Origin of the sequence: Petralouisia muris (assembly GCF_004793545.1) — a bacterium.
Taxonomy (GTDB): domain Bacteria; phylum Bacillota; class Clostridia; order Lachnospirales; family Lachnospiraceae; genus Petralouisia; species Petralouisia muris.
This window is the reverse complement of the sequence record NZ_SRYA01000006.1, coordinates 1-21871: the sequence shown is the minus strand read 5'-3', so window position 1 is coordinate 21871 and position 21871 is coordinate 1. Positions and strand designations below refer to the sequence as shown.

16 protein-coding genes and 1 pseudogene are annotated in these 21871 nt (G+C 46.6%); 2 read left to right on the top strand and 15 right to left on the bottom strand.

Translation table 11 applies throughout. The features are described from left to right. Nucleotides 1-13: 13 nt before the first annotated feature. The 10 genes and pseudogenes from E5329_RS03940 to E5329_RS03900 all read right to left on the bottom strand — a co-directional run bounded on the left by E5329_RS03940 (nucleotide 14) and on the right by E5329_RS03900 (nucleotide 13107). Nucleotides 14-397 (bottom strand): DUF6262 family protein, encoded by a 384-nt coding sequence (locus tag E5329_RS03940; protein ID WP_135988303.1) that lies wholly within the window; start codon nucleotides 395-397, stop codon nucleotides 14-16. After that, nucleotides 363-1394 (bottom strand): tyrosine-type recombinase/integrase, encoded by a 1032-nt coding sequence (locus tag E5329_RS03935; protein ID WP_330571941.1) that lies wholly within the window; start codon nucleotides 1392-1394, stop codon nucleotides 363-365. Before E5329_RS03935 ends, E5329_RS03940 begins: the two co-directional genes overlap by 35 nt. Further along, nucleotides 1391-1876 carry a hypothetical protein gene (locus E5329_RS31545; protein WP_330571940.1) on the bottom strand — a complete coding sequence of 162 codons (486 nt, stop codon included), beginning with the start codon at nucleotides 1874-1876 and terminating at the stop codon, nucleotides 1391-1393. The genes E5329_RS03935 and E5329_RS31545 overlap by 4 nt, the downstream gene beginning before the upstream one ends. Beyond that, nucleotides 1866-3626 (bottom strand): tyrosine-type recombinase/integrase, encoded by a 1761-nt coding sequence (locus tag E5329_RS03930; protein WP_135988302.1) that lies wholly within the window; start codon nucleotides 3624-3626, stop codon nucleotides 1866-1868. The genes E5329_RS31545 and E5329_RS03930 overlap by 11 nt, the downstream gene beginning before the upstream one ends. Nucleotides 3627-3632: 6 nt before the next feature. Further along, complete coding sequence (locus E5329_RS03925) at nucleotides 3633-4757, bottom strand: tyrosine-type recombinase/integrase (RefSeq protein WP_135988301.1); 1125 nt, start codon at nucleotides 4755-4757, stop codon at nucleotides 3633-3635. Between the two features lie 343 nt (nucleotides 4758-5100). Then, nucleotides 5101-7017, bottom strand: a complete 1917-nt coding sequence (locus E5329_RS03920) for an ATP-dependent DNA helicase (RefSeq protein ID WP_275442990.1) — start codon at nucleotides 7015-7017, stop codon at nucleotides 5101-5103. 94 nt (nucleotides 7018-7111) lie between these two features. Next, complete coding sequence (locus E5329_RS03915; protein WP_135988299.1) at nucleotides 7112-7651, bottom strand: DUF3846 domain-containing protein; 540 nt, start codon at nucleotides 7649-7651, stop codon at nucleotides 7112-7114. A 1088-nt stretch (nucleotides 7652-8739) separates the two neighbouring features. Then, nucleotides 8740-9165 (bottom strand): sigma-70 RNA polymerase sigma factor region 4 domain-containing protein, encoded by a 426-nt coding sequence (locus E5329_RS03910; protein WP_135988298.1) that lies wholly within the window; start codon nucleotides 9163-9165, stop codon nucleotides 8740-8742. A 490-nt stretch (nucleotides 9166-9655) separates the two neighbouring features. Further along, nucleotides 9656-12092: pseudogene (locus E5329_RS03905) on the bottom strand (GH36-type glycosyl hydrolase domain-containing protein). 229 nt (nucleotides 12093-12321) lie between these two features. Further along, a complete protein-coding gene (locus E5329_RS03900) occupies nucleotides 12322-13107 on the bottom strand; it encodes a cellulase family glycosylhydrolase (RefSeq protein WP_168356512.1) in 786 nt (261 codons plus the stop codon). 4 nt (nucleotides 13108-13111) lie between these two features. Between E5329_RS03900 and E5329_RS03895 the strand changes: the two genes are divergently transcribed. Further along, nucleotides 13112-14284 carry a helix-turn-helix domain-containing protein gene (locus tag E5329_RS03895; RefSeq protein ID WP_168356511.1) on the top strand — a complete coding sequence of 391 codons (1173 nt, stop codon included), beginning with the start codon at nucleotides 13112-13114 and terminating at the stop codon, nucleotides 14282-14284. Between the two features lie 59 nt (nucleotides 14285-14343). On the opposite strand, the gene E5329_RS03890 is transcribed toward E5329_RS03895, so the two are convergent. Together E5329_RS03890 and E5329_RS03885 are read right to left on the bottom strand one after the other, a co-directional pair. After that, the gene (locus E5329_RS03890; RefSeq protein WP_135988295.1) at nucleotides 14344-15825 is read right to left on the bottom strand and encodes a beta-glucuronidase; all 1482 of its coding nucleotides are present in this window, start codon (nucleotides 15823-15825) and stop codon (nucleotides 14344-14346) included. A 12-nt stretch (nucleotides 15826-15837) separates the two neighbouring features. Then, a complete protein-coding gene (locus tag E5329_RS03885) occupies nucleotides 15838-17238 on the bottom strand; it encodes an MFS transporter (RefSeq protein ID WP_135988294.1) in 1401 nt (466 codons plus the stop codon). 173 nt (nucleotides 17239-17411) lie between these two features. On the opposite strand from E5329_RS03885, the gene E5329_RS03880 reads away from it, so the two are divergent. Beyond that, nucleotides 17412-18668, top strand: coding sequence for a helix-turn-helix domain-containing protein (locus E5329_RS03880; RefSeq protein WP_135988293.1), 1257 nt, complete (start codon nucleotides 17412-17414; stop codon nucleotides 18666-18668). A gap of 319 nt (nucleotides 18669-18987) precedes the next feature. Here the strand turns inward: E5329_RS03880 and E5329_RS03875 are convergent, their stop codons facing one another. The 3 genes from E5329_RS03875 to E5329_RS03865 form a co-directional block, all read right to left on the bottom strand. Continuing rightward, a complete protein-coding gene (locus E5329_RS03875) occupies nucleotides 18988-19614 on the bottom strand; it encodes a DUF4982 domain-containing protein (protein ID WP_168356510.1) in 627 nt (208 codons plus the stop codon). Continuing rightward, entirely contained in the window at nucleotides 19611-21443 is a 1833-nt protein-coding gene (locus E5329_RS03870; RefSeq protein ID WP_168356509.1) for a glycoside hydrolase family 2 protein, read from the bottom strand. Before E5329_RS03870 ends, E5329_RS03875 begins: the two co-directional genes overlap by 4 nt. Before the next feature lie 103 nt (nucleotides 21444-21546). Beyond that, nucleotides 21547-21871, bottom strand: a 325-nt coding sequence (locus tag E5329_RS03865) for a helix-turn-helix domain-containing protein (protein WP_135988290.1), incomplete at its 5' end; no start/stop codon positions are given.

Below are 21871 nucleotides of genomic sequence, written 5' to 3'. Positions count from 1 at the left end.
CGCTTCACGCCACCTACAGATTCTTTATGAAATTCATCTCCTTCTTATCCAGCGCTTTCTCCAGCTTTTTCTTCTCTTTCTCCAACCTTTCATTTTCCCTCTTCAACTCCCTCACCTGCAGTTCCAGCAGTTCTACCCTGCTTTTAAGCGCCATGTCCCCAATATACCGCTTCGGATCCACCATGCCGGCCTGTTGCTGCATTGCTCTGTCAAACTCCTTACGTACAGCCGGATTCTTATAAAAGAACCCTCTGGACAGCCCGGTCTTTGCCATCAGCTTTGGAATCGTAACCTTTTCTCCGTCCTCTAGCATCTTCCAGATCGCTTTCTTCGCCTTATCCATTTTTTCCTCGCTGGCTTTCTTATTCAAGGCTATCATCGTATCGTATTTGCTCATATTCTTCATCCCATCCGTCTAAATTTGCCAGTATCAGTTCCGACAGTTTATGCCTTGCCCTGCGGGTTTCATCCGCAAGCAACTGATTGCTCATCTTCCGGTAATACTTCACATTTTTTATACTGCTGTGCCCCAGTAGCTTTGCAATTGTCCAGTCATCCAGATGCATCTCCGTCAGCTTCACACCATAATAATGGCGGTACATATGGGTTCCAAATCCAAATAAATTTCCTTCATCATCCCGGATATCTTCTTTATGTATCATATGGAGAACCCTATACTGAACTGTGTTATACTGCAGCGGTCTGGTTGGCTCCTTCTCATTTACAAAAATATATTCTGTTTCTCCAAATCTTTCTTTGGTATAATCCATCGCTTTCCGAATCAGTTCCGCAAGCTCACCGCTGATTTCCTTTTCATATGGATGTGTTTTCATCTGCCTGATCCATATCACCGTACTTCCGTCAACCTCACGCAGGCAGTCCATTTTAAGCGTCAGCGTATCGGAAATCCGTGTCCCCAACATCTGGTGGATGATCATTAATCTGGCTGTCTGCTCGTCCATCTTTACAAGAAATGCATTCAGCCGTTTCAGTTCTGCGTCTGAATAAGATTTAAATTCTGCCTTTGGCGTAGGCGGGATGTCACGGGTCAGAATCAGGTTTTCCAATTGTGGAAAGCCACAAATTTTTCCCACTGCTTCAAGCAGCGACCGGAGCCTTGTCAGTTCGCCATGAAAATGTTTGGTGGACGTATCCTCTGTCTTTAAATAGACGAGATATTCTTCCATCACTTCACGGTCAATTTGCCGGCAGGATAGTATCTCTGAGTATTTTTTCCGTAAATATTTTGACAGCCGCCTCATCGCTGTCAGTTCTCTTGCCACGCTGGATATTGCTTCTGCTTTTAATTGGAAGTACACTGCCTTTTTCACTTCCTCCCGAATATCCTTTTGAAAAATCTCGGTGAAATTCAATGTTTTAAAATTTTTTATCAAATTCTCCTTAATCTCAATATCCAGCCGTCCAATCTCCACACATCTTTTTCTGTCTCACTTCTGTTGTCCCCTGGCAGCAGGGAATCCAGAACCCGCTCGAAAAAGGATATAAAATCGGATTTTACAACTTTCTTTTTACCAAAAGCACCCTTTTCTTCTCTGGTCAGCGGGATTCCCTCTGACATCATCCAGCCCCGCAGCTGCCGAATCCATATCTCCTTTTCCTTATCCTTCAGGCTCTCGACTCTACCCTTCTTCTCTAAAAACCGACATAAGCGGCTATACTCTTTCCGTTCATCGTATAATGATATAATTGTAATTTCCCGGCTTCGACGCAAAATATAAGTTCTCAATTCCTCCCGCATGGTCTGTGTCGGAAGACGCATCAGATCAAAACAGGGATTCTTGCCAAAACGTTTCTTTTGTTCCTCTGTCGCATACTGATAGCTTTCCAGCTCCGCTAAATAAATTTTATCCTCCACGTTTACACCTCTTTATCCCAGAACCCAGACTGTTTTTGGACTCCAGGAAATATTTTTCATTAGCTTTCGATATTTTCTTCGGCATATAATCAATATACTGCCTCGTCATCTCTTCATGTTCATGCCCAAGATAGTCCCTTAGCCCCTGAATAGATACTTCATCGTCATAAAATACCGTTGCCACTGTATGACGGTAAGCATGGGATTGGAATAGGTATTCACCTCCGGCAATATGGTTTTTATCACAAAACTTTATCATGTTTGTGCGAAATGTGTTATAGCTATATGCTCCGCCCTTTCTGTTTTGAAACACATAATCTTCCGCTTCGATATGATATTTTCTTATGAAAACTTTCATCAGCTTATATATTGCTGCCGGAATCGGTATCCTCTTATACGTCTTCATTTTAATCTGGTAAACCTTGATCCATGCATCCCTGCCCTGTACATAATAAGCGTCGCCCTTCAATGCGCACACCTCACTGGCACGTAGCCCGATACCCCACAGATGCAGGAACATCAGTCGCAGCTCTTCTGGAAAAAAATGCAGTTTGCTGAGTATTTCCATTTGCACAGCATCCGTAACGCTACGGTCGTGATGTGTCGGGAAAGTCTTTTTCAGTAAATATTCTTTGTGGAATGGCACCGCTTTTATCTTTCCTTTTACCATAAGATAATCGAAAAAGTGCAAAATAGCCATTACTTCTGAATTATAAGATTCCTCCTGTATTCCTGATATTCCCCGGCTCTTAAAATAATCTTCCATAATCTCTTCATCTACACCGCATACATTCTCTGACGCAGCCATCCTTACATCCAACCATTCAAGAAATCTCCTTATCATAATGAATTCTGATCTCAAATTTGAAATTGACAGGTGTGTAATCCCCAACCCATACTTCATATACTGCTGCAATAATTTACGGTTTCCTTTGTTGGTAACCTCCGCAAAAGACAGGCTTAACACTGGGTTTGCCGGATTGATCCGTGTACTTTCAAAATGGAATCGTTCCAGATACCAGACATTTGCATTCCAATGTATCTCATCTGTTTCCAAAAAAACAGCTTTTCGGCTGAAGTCAACCACATGCATAGTGGCTTCTTGCTCTTGTTTTCCAGATAATGACTCTTTAAACTTTTGAATTTGTCTCAATTCTAGCTTTTCTATATCTTCTATGTGATTTTTCACACAAAAATTATAAAATTTCCTTAATGCCAACAAATTTCGACATGTTATTTTTTTATTTACGCCAGAACTAATAATTGAATGAAGTACCACAAAAATCTGACGTTTCATGGTCTCCGGTGCTTTCCTGCTAAAATCCCACACCAGCTCCGCTTTTTTTGTTGCCCTTTCAAACTGAAGCGCAAGTTCCTGATCTGGATGGTATGGCAGAAATAGAATCTGGTTGCTAAACTTTAAAGCCTTATTTCTTCCTGCCAGCGTCTCCATCTGTTCCCTGATGGAATGTTGTTTGATTCGGTCAAAGCCCTTTAGGTACATTCTCCACGATCCCGGAGCAACTTCTTTTTTTAGAAATTCTTCATACTGAGCCCGTATCAAATAATCCATTTCGGAAATATGCCATATTTCCTGTATAGTCAAAAATTTCTTTACTTTATTTCGATATGATCCCTGTACTTCAGTGCAGGCATCAATCTCATCTTCTAGCTGTTTTTTCCGTCTCTCTATCTCTTCCGCTGATTCTTCCAGTCTTTCTGCCTGCCATAAAGGATAAACAACCGCCACCTGTCCTCACCTCCTCCCTAGCAGATCCTGTATCCCATACAGGCTGGAATACCTGCTGTAAAATTCGTTGCTTGACGCTTTCAGCTTATCATCCAAAACATTCAGATACCGTATCGTAGTATCCAGATGCTTGTGCCCAAGGGCCTGGCTGATCATCTCCAGGGGCCAGTTCGCTTCCCATCTCATGTTCGCGTAATACCGCCGGAGCATGTGGGGCGTGATCCTGATCCCTGTCTTTTTCTCCATCCGCTCAAACATATCATAGACGCTGTCCACCTTCATCGGTTTCCCTGCCGTATCACCTTTGATATTGATAAACAGGTAATTCTGTTTCTGGATCATATCCCAATATTCCGACAGGTAATACAAAAGGAAATCAAAGGTATCTTTGCTGATCTTTCCCCTGCGTTCCTCCGCATTCTTCGCCCGTGCATCGTTCTCATTGTCATCCCGGAAATCCACCCGGATCTCATGGTTCTCATAGTCGATATCCTTCGTATAGTCAATCCCCAGAACCTCTCCGATCCGGAATCCCAGCTCCGAAGTCAGCAGGATCAATACCTGGTCACGGCAGTTGGTGCAGGATTCCAGTATCCTCACGATCTCACACTTTTCTGCCGCCCGGACTTTCCGTTCTTCCTCCTTCAAGTAGCCTTTGAATGATTTAAAACGCAGCGTCCTCTTCACACCGGCCGCATTCGGCACCGTCATCTGGCTGTAGGATAATACGGACAGCTGCCCGGTCTGCCCCGTCTGCATTTCCAGAAAAAGATAGAACCTGAACACATCCTTTAAATATGCGTTGCAGGTTCCATTATCCGGCAGCTTTTCCGTATTCTCTTTATGTTTTCCAAGCTTCAGCCAGTTTAAGTAATCCGAGAAATGTCCGTATTGTGTCTCAAAATCCATCTCATACACATCGGTCAGCTCCATTTCTTTTTCATCCAGATATTCCAGATAATAGCAGATGGAAAAGGCGCTCCTGCGGATGGTATTCGGGGAACGGTTTGCCCTTGTCAGATGCGTCAGATATTTTGTAGGAAACAGGCACAGCTCCAACGTTTCCACGTCCCGGATAAAATAATATTTCACCGTCCCATCCTTCTGGAAGCCTACTTTATACTGTTTCATTTTCTTTCACTTCCTTTCTTCTCTGACGCTATAGAACCTGCTCGGTTCCCTCACATTTTCCCCGCAAGCCCATGAAAATTGCCTGCGGCAATGGGGCTTGCTCCCGCGGTATCTATGTTTTCGTACGGACTGCGCAGTGCTTGCGCCGTCCTGTCCTAACATCTATACGCTATATACAGTATACCCACTCCATACTTACAAAGCCATCTACCAATACCACCAAACCGCCGGAAACTGCCCCTGAAATACCAACAAACTTTCCTTCCCGAACCCTCCTGTTTTTTGGTGAGAACCAACAATGCCTGAAAGTTTGCGGTAAATGCTCTGACCAACAATCGCAGGTCTACATATAATAATCCACATTCTTCCGCCTGCGGATGAACCTTTCCACGTCTTCCATCGACTCTGCCATCTGGCAGGACGGCAGGGCGCACAGCACATCTTCATAATATCTTCCGCCCCTTGCCGCCCGCTGGTCCAGGATGGTCACCACACAGGTGTCCGTTTCTGTCCGGATGGCCCTGCCGAACCCCTGCTTGAGCCTCTTCTGCATGTCCGGCACGGCAACCGCCTCAATATATCTCCGCAGGTTCCCATACTGTTCCTTCTCTGCTTCCCTCACGGGGTCGGGCACAGCAAACGGGAGCCTGACAATGATCAGCGATGAAACCATATCCCCCGGGAAATCCACGCCCTCCCAACAGGAACCGGCCGCGAACAGCACCGCGTTCTTCAGCTTTTTAAACCGCATGATCTCCTCCTGCGTGTGCCGCCACACCTCCACCATGGTATATGGCAGACACCCACGGAGAATCTGGTAGACACTCCCCATCAGGGAATACGATGTGAACAGCACCAGCGTATGCCCATGGGTGGAACTGGTGAGCTGTTTGATCTGCTTTGCGATCCAGGCGGATTCCTCCTGGCTCCCATGCCGAAGCTGCTTTCCATCCTGGGGAAGATAAAGCAGGCAGTTCCTCTTATATTCAAACGGAGATTCTGCCACGTATTCCTGTACCCCGGTCTTCTTTTTCCGGTTCGTTTCCTCCAAGCCCAACGTCTGTCTGATCCGCAGAAATCCATTTCCGGCTTTTAGGGTCCCGCTGGTTAGGATTGCCGGGATTCCCCGCTCCCATAACATTTTATCAAGATATGCCGGAACCCTCCGGCTGGTGGCGCAGAATACCGGGAGCCGCTCCCCATCCTGCTCCAGATATAAAATATATTTCCTGTTGGGGACCAAAAAATAGCAGAGGACCATCCCCGCTTCTTCCAGCCGGCCGCGCACCCATTTGGAAACACTCCCCCTGCATCGCCGGGCCATTTCATATAGGAAAGCAGCGCTTTCTTTGATTGCGGAGACGCATTCTTCCGTCTGCTGAAATGCAATCCTTTGCTCTTGCTCGAAAGTATGATTCTCTGCGATCACATGAAAGAGTTTTTTCATCTTTGCCTTTAAGCGTCCGGCGCGGATGCCCTGATGCTCCTTTTCCAACATGTAGCAGATTTCTTGAATATCGTCACTGCACAGGGATTTTCCGCACATCTGCCCCGCCGCTTCCGGAAGCTTGTGGGCTTCGTCGATCACCAACGCCCGGTAATCGGATAAGAGCGGGCGGTAGCCTTTTGCCCGGTGGGAGGCGTCCGCAAGCAGATAATTATGGTTACAGAGCTGAAAATGGATCCCCGCGCCTTTGACCCGTTCCAGATACCTCCGGTAACGGCAGGTTTGCCTCCCCGGGCAATTCTTCGGGCAGAATTTGGGAACGCATATAAGCCTCCGGTCAAACCCGCTCAGCCCGTGAGCCTGATCCATGTCATAAGATGTCCGCAGTGAGAGCAGGGCTTGTCTTTGATCCTCATTTTTCCGCTTGCCCTGAATGGCGGAAAGCCGCTGTTCCAGACGTTGGTCACATACAAAATGCTCTTTCCCTTTCCGGACGACCGCTTTCAGTGGTCTCCTGATAAGGTTTTCTTCCAACAGGATCCGGGATAAAAATGGGATGTATTCTTTCAGGATTGCATCCTGCAGCGCAATGCTAGAGGTGGAAATGACCGCCGGATGGCAGCCAGGTTTTGAAATACTCCCGCCCTTTTCCCCATATTTATCCAGGATGATACATGCGGTCAAATATGCGTATGTTTTCCCAATGCCTACCCCTGCGTCACACAACGCGATCTGCTTTCCCCATAAGGAATCCAACATTTCATGGCTCAGACGGAGCTGCGCTTCCCGGACATTTAACCCGTGCTTCGGCATGAGTTCCTGAAAAATATAGTCGATCTCCTCATGAGCCTTGTTACGGCACCATCCGATGTATCCATTTTTTTCCGCCTGTACGGCTAGATTTTTTTCAACGTCCTTCATCTGCCCTGCTTCTCTTTCTGATTTTTTTCTCCTGACTTCTGCCGTTTTTAGGTTCTTTACTGACTGAATCCCTGCCTCTTGTCCACTCTTCCGGTATCGGGAGCATTCCCAACTTCCCATTGATGCAGACTGCCATTTCGGGAGCCTTATATTTCTCCAGATATTTCGTCGCCATCTCTTCATTCAGGGAACAGAAACTTTCCTCCCCCAATCCAACCACCAGAAATCTCCCTGCCACGATGTCATAAAGGTTTCCGTCATTGTCATAAAGCCCACGGTTCGGCATAAGATTATCCAGTTTTCCTCTATCGTTCAGTACCACCGCCACCCGGTCTTCAAACGGATATGTGGCATCGATCAGTCCCCCGACTTCCTTTTGGAGAGATTTTAGATCGCCGGAAATGGTTTTGAGATAGGCTGGTTTCAGCGGTTCTACCACCAGAACTGTCATGCCGCCTTTTTTGTTTCCATCCGCTGTCTGATTTTCTTCCCGGCCAGTCTCCTGCTCTTCGTAATCGTAATTCATTTTTTCATTACCTTTCTTTATGTAGACACTCCCGAAAAGTCCCCCCACATCCATTTTTATGGCTGATTTTCTCTCCGGACTCCTCGCATAGACCTGGCATAAAGTCTTTCCGAGAGTATCCTGTATGGCGTTGGTATCACATGCATGCGGCCGTGGATTCCCACAGCCGCATGGTATCTGATATCAACGTCACACTTCGATTGATTTCATTTTGTATCTGTTCAGTATCCTTAATAGATACGGCTGAAAGTCTATGAACATTGCCTGTGCAATGAGGCTTGCTGCCGCAATCTATGAATTTCCATACGGACAGCGCAGTAAATACGCCGTCCTGTCCTGAACAGTTATCATATGTTTTTCATTTTTGGCATTCGTATTTGCCCTCGCATCCCCGAAAGCCAGCCACCACTTATAATGGCAGGGAACATTACAGGCAGGCATCTGGCTGATACGGTGTGGGCTGATTTCCTGATAGTTGGATCCGCCTGTTTTCCTGTCTGTGTCTGTAAAAAATATCCGCCTGGTCTCACTGCACTACCAAGTGCCGGAAGCGCTCCGCATGCATTGAGTGATATCACTTTCCACTGACAGCAAGCCTGGAAATATCCTGCGCTGTCCTATCAGGTATTTTCTTACTTATCTATGCCTGTATGCCGTACAAGATGCCGTTCACGGATGTCCGAAAGGTCTTGCTGATTACAACCTGAATTTCATCCTGCTTTTTTCTTTAGCAAATGTGTATCATTATCCCCCGCTTGTGATCATGGCGGAAAGCCAGCCGCGGCCTTGTTTCAAGTATAATGGATCGCTCGGGGCGGAAACTGACGCTGTATGGACGAAAGCCGAGTTCTTCTTGCCAGCTTCCATCATCGGGAAGCCGCATCTTCGTCCGTATAGCGGCCGATTCCGCCCGTCCTGGCGCTTATCTTGTCACGCTTCTACTTGCGGGAACGTACCTGTAATGCTGGTATAAAGTTGTCAATGTGCAGCTGAAAGGGTTGCACTGCAGTTTATCAAAAGATAAACCGACAGCAAAATTTCTCTTTCTACTTAAATAGCCGCTGAGAACACCACTTTTTCCTCGCACCTCATAAAAATTTTTTAATTTTTTTCTTCAGCCGTTCAATCCTGCAATAAATAGACTTCTTACTCATCCTCAACCGACTCGCAATTTCCACGATTGAAAACCCCATAATCTTCAAAAGAAGAATCTGCAGCGTCCTATAGTCTGCATCAAGCAAAACATTTAAAAGTCTCTCATCACTGATTTCATCCAATAATTCCGAAACCCCTTTCATATCCTGACGGTACAACATCAGGTATTCCCTTTCCGGATATCCTTGAAACGCACTGTGATGATCATAAAAACGCCTGTCCGACTTAAATTCCTCCCAATCGCTTCGGCGCAACTCCTGTATGGAATCTTCATCCATTCCGAATTCTCGGAGTTGTCTCTCTTCTTTTTCTTTCCATTGCTTCCATTTATATTCTTCTTTTGCCTTATTGTAGGCCATTCTCCTTACCTCCAATCTGATTTTTCTGAAATCAAACTGGAGTGTGGCGGAGAACGAGGCTTCCAGATATATAATGTATGATCCTCTGGCTGCTCAGTATTTATTTGCAACAAAAAAAGTGGTGCATGCCTGTTTTTGGCTGTGCCACTTTTTAAATACACATATTCTTTAGGTTTAATTTGATATTGCTGCAAATACTGTTATTCCTTTGTACTCAAAATCCCTCCCCATTTTTCATACAATCATTTCTTTTCAAGTATATTATGATCGCAGTGCAAAATACTGTTTAGAAAAAATCGTACGTCGATATGCACAATAAATCAGTCTAATCTGCACTTTTAATCTCACCAAAATTATACGAAAATTAGTTCTTTTTGTGCAAGATGCTTTGAATTGGTGCTATTTTGCACTGGAATCATATATTTCATGATTCTCTTGGTAGTAATTTTACAATAAATTCAGATGAGCATAGCCGATTTTAACATACATGCTAACCCATAATGACTTCCACTTTATATGCTTTCTTTCCCTCCTCATATGGAATCACACAGCCTTCCACCGGTTTCCCATCCACAAAGACTTTCCTGACTCCTTTCTGGATGTTATCTGGATTGCTGACCGTGATATGGTACACTGCCCCCCCGGTACTCCCTGGTGACTGTAAATTCTCCGAAACCTTCCGGCACGCAGGGGTTGACCTCCAGGCCGCGAAGAGTCGGATAAATCCCGAGGATATACTGTGAAATATTGACAAACGTCCATGCGGCTGTTCCTGTCAGCCAGCTGTTCTTTGCTTCCCCAAAGCGTCTGGCATCTGCGCCTGCCACCATCTGGGAATATACATAGGGCTCTGTCCGGTGGACTTCGCTGAATGCTTCCACATAAGCAGGGCAGGTTCTGGAATACACTTCAAACGCGCGGTTCCCGCGCCCAAGCACGGTCTCCGCAATGGAAATCCAGGGATTATTATGGCAGAATATGCCCCCGTTTTCTTTATATCCGGACGGATAAGAACTGACCTCGCCAAGTTCCAGGTGATATCTGGTATAGGACGGCGCAAGGATCATTACGCCGTATCTGGTGTCCAGGCGCGATTTCACAGAATCAAGGGCCGTTTCAGCAAGCCCCTCCTTTACACCAATCCCTGCCATCGTACAGAATCCCTGGGGCTCTATGTAAATCTTCCCCTCCTCGCACTCGTCTGAGCCAACCTTGCCGCCATACGAGTCATAGGCCCTTAAGAACCATTCTCCGTCCCATCCGTATTCCAGGACTGCCTCCCTCATTTTTTCTGTTTCCCTGCGGGCCCGTTCCGCTTCTTCCCCCATACCCATCAGGCGGCACAGGTCTGCATACTCGTTTCCATATTTTACAAACATTCCTGCAATGAATACCGACTCTGCCGTCGGCCCTTCACTTGGCCCGAAAGTCTGAAAAGGTTCTCCCGGGTGTTCGGAAAAGCAATTTAGGTTCAGGCAGTCATTCCAGTCCGCCCGTCCGATCAGCGGAAGCCCGTGGGGTCCTTTGTGGCTGACCGTGAATTCAAAGGAGCGTCTCAGATGTTCCATAAGCGGGACTTTCGTATCCTCACAATTGTCAAAAGGCACCATTTCCGAAAGGATCGAAGAGTCCCCGGTCTCGCGCACATAGGCACTTGTTCCCGCGATCAGCCATAAGGGATCGTCATTAAAGCCGCTGCCGATATCTGAATTTCCTTTCTTCGTCAAAGGCTGATACTGATGGTACGCGCTCCCGTCCGGGAACTGGGTAGAAGCTATATCCAGAATCCGTTCCCTGGCCCGCTCCGGTATCAGATGGACAAACCCGAGCAGGTCCTGGCAGGAATCCCGGAATCCCATCCCGCGCCCGATGCCGGATTCATAGTAGGATGCGGAACGCGACATGTTAAACGTCACCATGCACTGATACTGATGCCAGATATTGACCATCCGATTCACCTTCTCATCCGCCGTTTCCACATGGAATCTGGAAAGCAGCCGGTCCCAATAACGGTTTAATTCTGAAAATGCCTTCTCTGCCGCCGCCTCATTTCCGTATTTTTCCAGAAGCTTTTCCGCACGCGCCTTATTCACAATGCCCGGCGTTTCCCACTTTTCGGATTCCGGGTTTTCGATATACGCCAGATTAAAAATATAGGTTTTCTCTTCTCCCGGCAGTAAGGTCAGATTGATCTGATGGGACGCAATGGGCGACCAGCCGCTTGCCACAGAATTCGTGCATGTCCCTGACTCCACCGCCAGAGGGGCATCCGCCCCGCGGTATTCCCCCAAAAACGCGTCCCGGTCCGTGTCAAATCCGTCAATGGGCGTATTGACTCCGTAAACTGCGAAATGGTTCCTCCGTTCCCTGTACTCCGTCTTATGATAAATAGCCGAACCTTTGACTTCGACCTCTCCGGTGCTTAAATTCCTCTGGAAATTCTTCATATCGTCATCCGCATTCCAGAGGCACCATTCTACGTAAGAAAATAACTGCAGGTATTTTGCCCGGTGCGTACAATTTTTGACGGTCAGCCTGCTGATCTCGCACGTATCCCCAATCGGAACGAAAGTCAGCAGCGAAGCCTCCACCCCGTTTTTCGCGGAAGAGAATCTGCTGTAGCCCATTCCATGGCGGCACTCATAAGAATCCAGTTCCGTCTTCGTGGGCTGCCAGCCTGGATTCCATATGGCGCCTCCCTCTCTGATGTAAAAATATTTCCCGTTATTGTCCGCCGGGACATTATTGTAGCGGTAGCGCGTCAGGCGCAGGAGTTTGGCATCCCGGTAAAAAGAATAGCCGCCGCAGGTATTGGAAACCAGACTGAAAAAATCACTGCTGCCAAGATAATTAATCCACGGGAGCGGCGTCTTTGGCGTCGTGATCACATATTCCCTGCGCTCATCATCAAAATATCCGAATTTCATCGTAATCTCCTCCATAATTTTGAAACATTCGTATCTGCTCAGTATCCTCGCAGATACACTGCAATCCCATGAAAATTGCGTACGGCAATGGGGATTGCTCTTACAGTTCATACGTTTTCGTACGGATAGCGCAGTAAATGCGCTATCCTGTTCTGAGTAGTTACAAACATTCTTTCTTTGAAAAAGTGCAGCCTCTTTTGGGATACTGCACTTTATTTACGCTTAAAATTTATTTATTTCTGATCACCACGGACATCTCTCCGGCCTGCTCAGATGTAATCTTTACATAAACAGAATCCTGCTGTTTTTTCACCGTCTCTGTTTTCAGGACGCCGTTTCCGATGAACTGATAATCCATAAACGGAAGATAACAGATCACTTCCTTTCCAGTCCAGGAAACCTGGAACTGCTTTTTCTGCCTGTCATAATGATAGCTTTTGAGCACTCCGTCTGTCCAGGCAGGATAGGCCCTCTTCAATGCAGAATAATTTTTATCCTCTTCCATTCCCGGCAGATACTGCCAATATGCGGAACTCCATAAATAGCTTTCCAGGATCTCATTCATCTGATCGATCAGCCGGTTTGAAAAATCTTTGCTTGGAAATGCTCCCCATTCCCCGACGATCACCGGCATCTGAAGGCGTTCCTGGGTGGTACGTTTATCTGCAAACAGAGCCACCACATTTTCCTGGCTGAAATTTTCATAATTATCGCTGTCTACTACGGAATCATATCCGTGAGGCGCGTATATCTGCCGGGGTTCGGGATTTCCGTCCGGACCCTTTACACGCCCGATCCCGGAGGTAAAGTTTGCGCTGCAGTAAATATTCCCGCCTGTTGCCAGCGCGCGCCCGCTCTCTGTGCGGATCGCGTCATTCATCTTCTGGTAGAACGGCATCAGCGTATGTTTGTCAAATTCCATAAAGGCTTCACTGACAATGCTTCCCATGTATGCCTGGCTTTCCGGGGTGATTCCCTGCATGGACGCATTTTGCCAAAGATTTTTTGCAAGCACCTTTATGCCGATCTCTTATTACCACTGGCCGGAACACTTTATCTGGTCGTGCCCTTCCGCATTCCAGAAAATGGAGCACCACAGCAGGGTGCTTGCCGACAAGATCAAATTTTATAAAAACCCGGACTATTTTATTACGGACAGCTATGCCTATTTCGGAATGGTCAATATCGATGATTCCCTTTCCAAGATGGATTACCTGATCCTGGGTCCGCTGTTCAGTACCCCCTGTTCTGACGAAACAGTCCATAACTTTCTCCATGAGGGGCAGTTGTCGGGTGAAGCGGCCGAAGAGATGACGCAGGTGTTTTTGAACACCCCGAGGGTATCCTTCCACCAGTTTTTATCTATGCTTTCCTTCCTTCATCTCTGCATCAACCGGAAGGAGATCAATATCGCCGAACACTTCGACACGCGGATCGGCGCCATGATACAGGAGGACATCTCGAAGCGCTATTCTAATCTGATGTATGACAAGCGCGAGTACCTGGATTTTCACAATACCTTTGATCTTGAATTGCAGCTGATCGACTGCATTAAGACAGGTGACGCACAGAAAATCAAGCCCCTGCTGCTGAGCTATCCTGCGGAAAATCAGATTACAGGCCAATTGTCTAATAACCCGATCCGAAACCGGCGCAACCTCTTCATCGTGACAACAACGCTCGCCGCAAGGGCCGCGATCGCCGGAGGTCTGGACACGGAGCAGGCGTACCAACTCAGCGACCTGTATATCCAGGAATGCGAAAGAACCTTACGCATCGAAATCATGGATACCCTTTCCTATACCATGCTCATTGATTTTGCCACGCGGGTCGCAAAACAAAAGCTTCCCATCCAGGGGATGTCAAAGGAAGTGTTTGACTGTCTGCAGTTCATCTCCCAGCGCCCCAACGAGCCACTGCGGGTAGACGACGTGGCGGACTTTATCGGGAAGAGCCGTTCCTATATCACGCGCCGCTTCAAAGAAGAACTGGGGTTTGATATCAGCAGCTTTATCATGCGCTGCAAGCTGGAAGAAGCAAAGAGCTTGCTGACCTACACCGATAAACCGTTGAGTGAGATCAGCAGCTACCTCTGCTTTTCCAGCCAGGCATATTTTCAGAATGTATTCAAGAAAAAATATGGCATCACGCCGCTGCAGTACCGGACGGATTCCGCTTCCGCAAAAGAATAAAGGGGAGAATAACATCTCCCCTCTGTCCTGTTATAATGTGCCGCTCTTGCGTAAGTACTTTACAAAAGAAGAAATGCGATCTCTCCCGGCTCGATTTTTAAAGTTCCGCCTTCACAACGCTCTGGTTTCAGATCCGGCATTGTGAGATCGTCTTCCATCGTGAGTTTTTTTCCGTTCAGATACATATCTGTCGAACGCATAAACGGCGCTGTTAAACGGTATACATCCGCTCCGTTTTCCAAGTCAGCTTCTGTCACTTCCGTCTTGCTGTTATTGATCAGCAGGTATGCCGCTCCGTCCCTTCCGTCTTTTCGGCTGTTGGCAAATAAATGTACCCCTTCCCGGATCGGTTCCTCCGTACGATACACTGTTTCCCCCATCAAACGGGACCAGAGCAGAAATATCCAGTAATTCGGTCTCGGAAGATGGGTAACCGGATCTAAAAGTCCATAATCAGACGAAGCAAACGTATTGTGGAAGATCACTCCCTCTGTCATACTGGAAAACATCCCCAGTTCATTTGCCGTGCGGATCACATCCAGATACGTAGAGTCCCACGAATTTCCTCCACATGCAGCCGCTCCAGATTCCGTAACCCATAAAGGGGCGCCCGGACAGAACCTGTCCCGCAGCGGCAGATAAATCCCACATGTTTTTTCCGCCACCTGCAGATAATCCTCTGTTACCGCTTCCTCAGCCTCCCAATGGCCTCCCATGGCCGCGCCTCTTTCCGATACGCCATTATAATAGTGATAACTAAATACCTGCGGCATCACCTTACATCCGGCCATAATGTCTTTTGTCGCAATGATTGGAAGTGTGTCCAAAACCGCTGCCGCTTCTCCCAGGCTTTCCTCTTTGTCGCAGGTAGCCGCCGGCCCGACCAGGAGAACCTCTGGAAATTCTTCCTTAAGCATCGTAAAAAACGCATCTTGATCCCTGCAAAAATCTTCCAACCCATATCCCTCTGGTGCTCCGCTCATTGCCAGCAGGTTCGGTTCATTCATAAATTCTGCCGCCGAGATTGGCACGCCGTATTGCCTGCTGTAAGCAAAAAGCATCCTTGCCTGCTCCAGATCCAATGTATTGTCTTCTTTGTGTACCCCTGGACAATTTGCCACAGAAACCAACAGCTTTCCACCGATTTCTTTCACGTAGTCCAACACACTATCCCACTGTGCTTTTGTCAGCACGCTTTGAAATCCTTCCGGGGCGATGCCCTTCGTATGCCCGTCAAAATCATAATATGTACTTGTTGCCCATGTGCCGCTTACCCGTACCCATACCGGCCCCAGCGCTTTTCCGAGCGTACGGATCCTGGGTTCTTTCAAATCAACAGGCGGGAAGACCTGCATCATTTTTTCTTTATCAGCCAGCCCCGCCGCCGATATTTCCTCTGTTCCAGCTACCTGCCCCGGAGTAAATGCCTTCCAGAAGGTCCCTCCGGTTACTTCTGTCATTTCAATATTATATGAAGTGATTGCAGAATCCATCTTATGTAACACCGTCAGTTTTTTTTGATTTAAAGTTATTTTTTCCATACGTTATCTCCTCTAATTATCCATATGTCTCTCTGCGAGAATCTTTACATTTTCGTCTACCATTTTTTTGTTCAGCGGATATGCAAATCCCATAATAACCGCTACAGCGATAAATCCGATTGCCGGGACTATACAGGAAATGTTGAAAATGGAACTTAAAACGTCCGCCTCAAAAGCTGTTTCTGCCGTATACCCTGCGATGGACAAAAGCACACCTACCAAACCTGCGCTGGCTGCCTGTCCAAGTTTTCTGGCAAATGAATACACGGAGTAGATTGTTCCGTCTTCGCGGACACCATTTTTTATTTCCGAATAATCAATCACATCCGTTATCAGCGCCCACGACATTATACTGAACAGCATCAGTCCCATATAAGCAATCATGGCAAATGTCAGATACACCCATACATTAGACGGCCTCATTACAAAACACACCAGATAAGAGCCTGCCGCCAGAATCGAACCCGCCACGCTGATCTCCTTTCGCCCGAACCTGCTTGTCAGCGGTTTTGCAAATGCCGCACAGATCAGAACCACCGCCATGATCAGCAGGGAAGACAGCGACAATGCTCCTGCATTATTATATACATTGGGATATACATAGTTGTTCATTCCCTGTACGGTCAATTGTGCCAGCAGCATAAAGATCATAGCTCCGATCACAGACAGCAGTGCGCGGTTTGTAAATAATTTCTTTATCAGTCCTCCAAATTCCTTTATGAAGCTTTCCTTTTCCGTTTCCTCAACGGGCTGGGGCTTTACACGCTCAAGTGTTAGATGATAACATCCCAAATAACAAAGGACGGCCAAAACCGAAAATACGCCGGCTGCGATTGTAAATTTGCTTCCTACCAGGATTGTCCGGCCTTCTACTGTCTCGAAAGCGATCAAAGGCACCAGAATCCCCATGAACACTCCCGACAATGTACCGCCCACCGTACGGAATGTAGACAGGGACTGCCTGTCCTCTGGCTTATTGGAGATTGCGGATGCCATAGATCCGTACGGAATATTGATAGAGGTATAAAATACAGACCCCCACAAAATATACGTCACGAACAGCCATCCAACCTTAAATGGCATTGGCATTCCCGCAAACGCGCTCTGGTACATCAGGAAAGATGCCACGGCGACCGGCCCGCACATGCGCCGGATCCATGGCCGGAATTTTCCTGCGCCAGTCGCCTTGCTTTTATCACAGATCCTCCCCATCGTCACATCCGTAAATGCATCTACAAAACGTGCGATCATCATAACGAGCCCCACAACGGCGGCTGACACCCCCATAATATCCGTGTAGAATTTCATCAAATAGCTGGAAGAGAGAATGAACGTAAGATCATTCCCCAAATCTCCCAGCAGATACCCCATCTTGTCCCTTATCCCAAAAGGACGCATTTGTTTTTCAGCCATAAAGTCTCCCTTCCTTTCTTGAATGATTTTTGATAATGCCATATTACAGTTCTTTCTCACAAAAAAGAACTCATAATATTAGCTAAACATAGGACAATATTCACTTATACTGTTTTTAAACTGAATATTGTGTTATAATCACTGAAAAGAATGCATACGGGGAGGTAGCGATTATGCCGTCAGATATCATTTCATTTGTCCAATGCGTATTAGAGCGAAACCGGATCAATGTACGCCTGTGCCATATAGAAGAGAGTTCCGATTTTTTTCCATTTGACCATGGACTGCGCGAACAGCTTCTCGGAAGCGATTACGATCATAAAGCGTTTATTGACGGAGTCCATCAGCTTCCCAGGAAGACGCTGATCCACGTCACAGATGCATTCGGATGTTATTATTCATTGCTCAGGCTTCCGCAGGACCCTGATGTTTTTTTCTTTGCTGGGCCTACGGTGCAGGGAGACGACTGGAAACCTTATTATCAAAAGATATGCTCTCAGAATCAGTTTTCGGAAAAATTTTGCGGGGAATTAAGGAAATATTATGATCTGCTGCCTAACTTGTCCATCATTGGCGGTTACCACACACTGATCTCAGAATTGGGAAAAACTTTATTCGGCAGTGATCTGACAGTCATGAATGCAGTATTAGACACGGCTTCTTCTTTTGACGACCTCTCACGTACTTTCTTGAAAGAATTGCAGCAGGTCTCAGGTTTCGGAATCCAATCTGTCCGCGATCGCATTGAGTTGGAAAATCAGCTCATAGAAGCCGTATACCATGGAAATGAAGCGCTGGCTATGGAAATCGTCCAACGTTTCGGCGGTATTACAGTCCCTTTCCGGGGCACGCCCACTCCCACCGCCCTACAGTACCGGCTTGTTGGATTAAATGCCCTTCTGAGAAAAGAAGCCGAGCACGCTTCCGTCCCTCTCATTTATGCCAATCAAGCCTCAAACCGTATCATGGATCAGATTGAGCATTTATCGACACCAAAAGATTGCACTGTTATTCTTTCAGGGATGATACATACGTATTGTAAGCTGGTAAAAAAGCAGTCTTTAAGACAATATCCGCCTTTGATCCAGGATATCATTTTTTATGCCAATTCTCACCTCCATGCGGATCTGAGCCTGAACTTCCTGTCCGGGCATTTTAACATAAACAAGAGTTATCTCTGTACGCTTTTCAAAAAAGAACTCGGCATTACGCTCACGGAGTATATTACCGGCCTGCGGATCCAGTATGCCATAGAACTGCTCGGCGATACTTCACTGACGAACCAGGAAATCGCATCCCTGACGGGCTTCAACGAGGTGAACTACTTTATCCGAAAATTTAAGCGGCTTACCGGGACGACCCCCTCCATGTATCGCCGCAGTCAAATACAAAAAAGAAAGGAACTGTGCAAAAATAACTTGTACATCTGACTTATTTCAGCGTCCACCTGTACAAATTATCGACAGTTCCTAAAGGACGGACGACTTCCGCGTCCGCAGAAAAACAGAGGGGAGAATGACATCCTCCCCTCATCCTGTCAATGATTCTGCCGTTTTCCCAAATTATACTTCAGCATGATCAAATGCTACACTCAGAATAGCAGGCATTCCGGCACAGGATTAACATGAGCCATAATTGGGATGCAAAACAGGTCAAAAGGTCTTACCTTACCCCATTTTGTATGTGTTTTATCAATATGGAAGTAAATGTGTTTTTTGTTTTTCTCTCTTGTCCATAAATTTTCCTCTTTTATACTGTTATACTGCTCTCCGGTAATCCTTCCGACGTCACTCTTACTTCTACTGTTCCCGGCACTTTCTTCAAAAGAATTGCCTGCGCCCTTCCATGATACATTTTGCAAACATTACCATCATAACCCGCTTCTGTGCAGGGATTGGCAGAGCCAAATGCCAATAGCTTCCCATCTCCCTCCACACAGATTTTCAGGCTCAGGTCATGACTCATGTCAAGTGTTCCGGCTTCATCTTTCAGCATAATATTCAATATTACATATGCGGAATCTTTCAAATCCGACTCGAGCCGCTCCGGTTCAATTTGAATCTTCAAGGAACCGGATTTTACTGTCTGGATCATGTCTCTTCCAATTTCATTATGATTTTTATAGGTGATGACTTCAATAGTTCCCGGCGTATATCTACATATCCAGGAATAATAATTTTTTCTTTCCTGTTTTTCTGCCTGCAGCCTTCCCTGGCTCTGACCGTTGATATAAAGCTCCGCTTCCTCAGCGTTGGAAAAAACCTCTGCCAGCGTCTCTTTTCCCTGCTGTCCTTCCCATGTCCAGCTATGGATTCCATTGGTAAAGCTCCACTGGCTGCGATACAGATCTTTTCCATATTCAGCCGGATCTGTCACGCAAATATACGGGGTTTCTTTTTCCTGATTGAAAAACAGTTCTCTCCAATAGGATATACGGGCTTTCTGAACCCGGTGATGTCAAAATCGCCCGTGTCAGCCGTCAGCCATGGATAATTTCCCATGGATGCCAGAGTGCCGCCGCTCTTTTCATCCGCAATCCTCCCCAATCCGGATTCCCCCAGGTAGTCCCATGCCGTCCAGAAGAAATCACCCAGAAGATATGGATGCTCCTCCACGAGAGCCCAATTCTCAGACAGGCTCTTCGGAAAGGTTTCGCTTCCGACGAACATCCAATCCGGATGTTCCCTGTGATATTCAGACACGACCGAGGACGCATAATTGATCCCGATAATATCTAAAAAGTCCAGGCTTTCTTCTACCGCCTTTTTCACATCCGGATGAACCGCGATCCGCGGAAGGAGTTCTGTCGTATCGCTCATCAGGTCATTGATCTTATCCGGGGCGTATCCCTCCTGCGCTAAATTCATTCCCACAGACTGCATGATCGGGCCAATCTTCTGAATGACTGCCATCATAAAATTGATGCTGTTTGTAATATATCTTGTCGGATCCAGGCTGCGGTATTTTTCCGCAATCCTCCTCCCCATGCGGGCGCCGGCTGAAGTTCCTGTCTCAGGTATTTCATTTCCGATGGAATACATGATCACAGAGGGATGGTTATAAACCTTCCGGACCATATCCTCTATGTCCATCTCCCAGTTGCTTTCAAAATCATTGCTATAGTCGTTGGTAACCTTTGGCTGCAGCCACATGTCCGCCAATTCGTCCATCACAAGCATTCCAAGGGAATCACAGGCTTTCAGCATGGCGCTGCTCATCGGGTTATGCGCGGAACGCACCGCATTGTATCCGGCTTCCTTAAGTTTTTTTATCCGCCGGAATTCCAATCCATAAGAGGAAACAGCTCCCAGCAGGCCGTTATCATGGTGGATACATCCACCTTTTAATTTGATTGCCTTTCCGTTGATCCGCAGGCCAAAAACAGGATCCAGATCCAGGCGTCTGATGCCGAAATCTGCTTCTGCACTGTCCGCTTCTGTTTCCCCTGTGAGTATCCGGCTTTCACATAAATACATGTTCGGGCTCTCTGTACTCCAAAGAGCCGGATTCTGAATATAGACTGTTTTTTCCAGTTTAAAGATCTCTCCGCTGCGGATGCTGAATGCCGTCTCGGATTCATGGATCTGGTTTCCATCAGAATCCTTCAGCACATGGACAAGGCGTGCTCTGATCTCATTTTTTCCTTCCCACTTTACATCCGTTTCAATTTTCAGCCGGGCAATCTGTTCGTCTGCCGTTATCGTAGTGATCCTTACTCCGTATGGAGGGATATACAGCGGACTCCCTGTATGCAGCATCACATCCCGATAAATTCCCTGGCCGCTGTACCAACGGCTGTGCGCCCCTGTGCCGTTGCGGACGATCACTTTAATAGAATTTTCCTGTTCCACGTTCAAATACCCGTCGATCCGCAGCAAAAAATTTCCATACCCATAACAATGACGCCCCACATATTCACCGTTTACCAGAACAGACGCATTCCGGTAAACACCGTCAAATTCCAGATAGCATACCTGGTCCTTTTCTTCTAAGCGGAACTGTTTCGTATACTCACAATCCGTACTTTCGAAATATCCTTCTGCCGCGCCTCCCGCCGCATTTGGACTGCGTCTTGTATGGATCATTGCGTCATGGGGAAGTTCAATTTCAGCCGCATGATCACCGCCTCCTCCAAACCCGGCCGCCATGGATGAGGTAACTGTGTCATGATATACCCACCCTTTGTTAAATACTCTTTTTTTCAATATAAAAGCCCCTTTCTTAAAATATATTGTTTCCATACATTTTAAGAAAGAGGCTGCCCTGGTTCATTGTCTAAAATCACAGTAACCGTATAGATTGAGTGACCTATTTCATGTTTTTCCTATATTCATTTGGCGTCATCCCATACTTTTCTTTGAAAATTCTATAAAAATAAGATTTATTTTGGTATCCAAGCTGTGCAATAATATCTGCAATGCTTTTCTCTTCTTTAAGCAGCCTGACCGCATAGGACAGCTTACAGTTCCTACAGTACTGCTGAATGGATATCCCTTTGAAGGTTTTAAAGAGTGTATTCATATAACACCAGTTTACAACTTTTATAAATGATAGCCCTTTTGTTGGACAAGATATTTTAGGACTCTTATAAGAACAGATGATTTTATCATACTTTCGCTCTTTTTCACGAAAG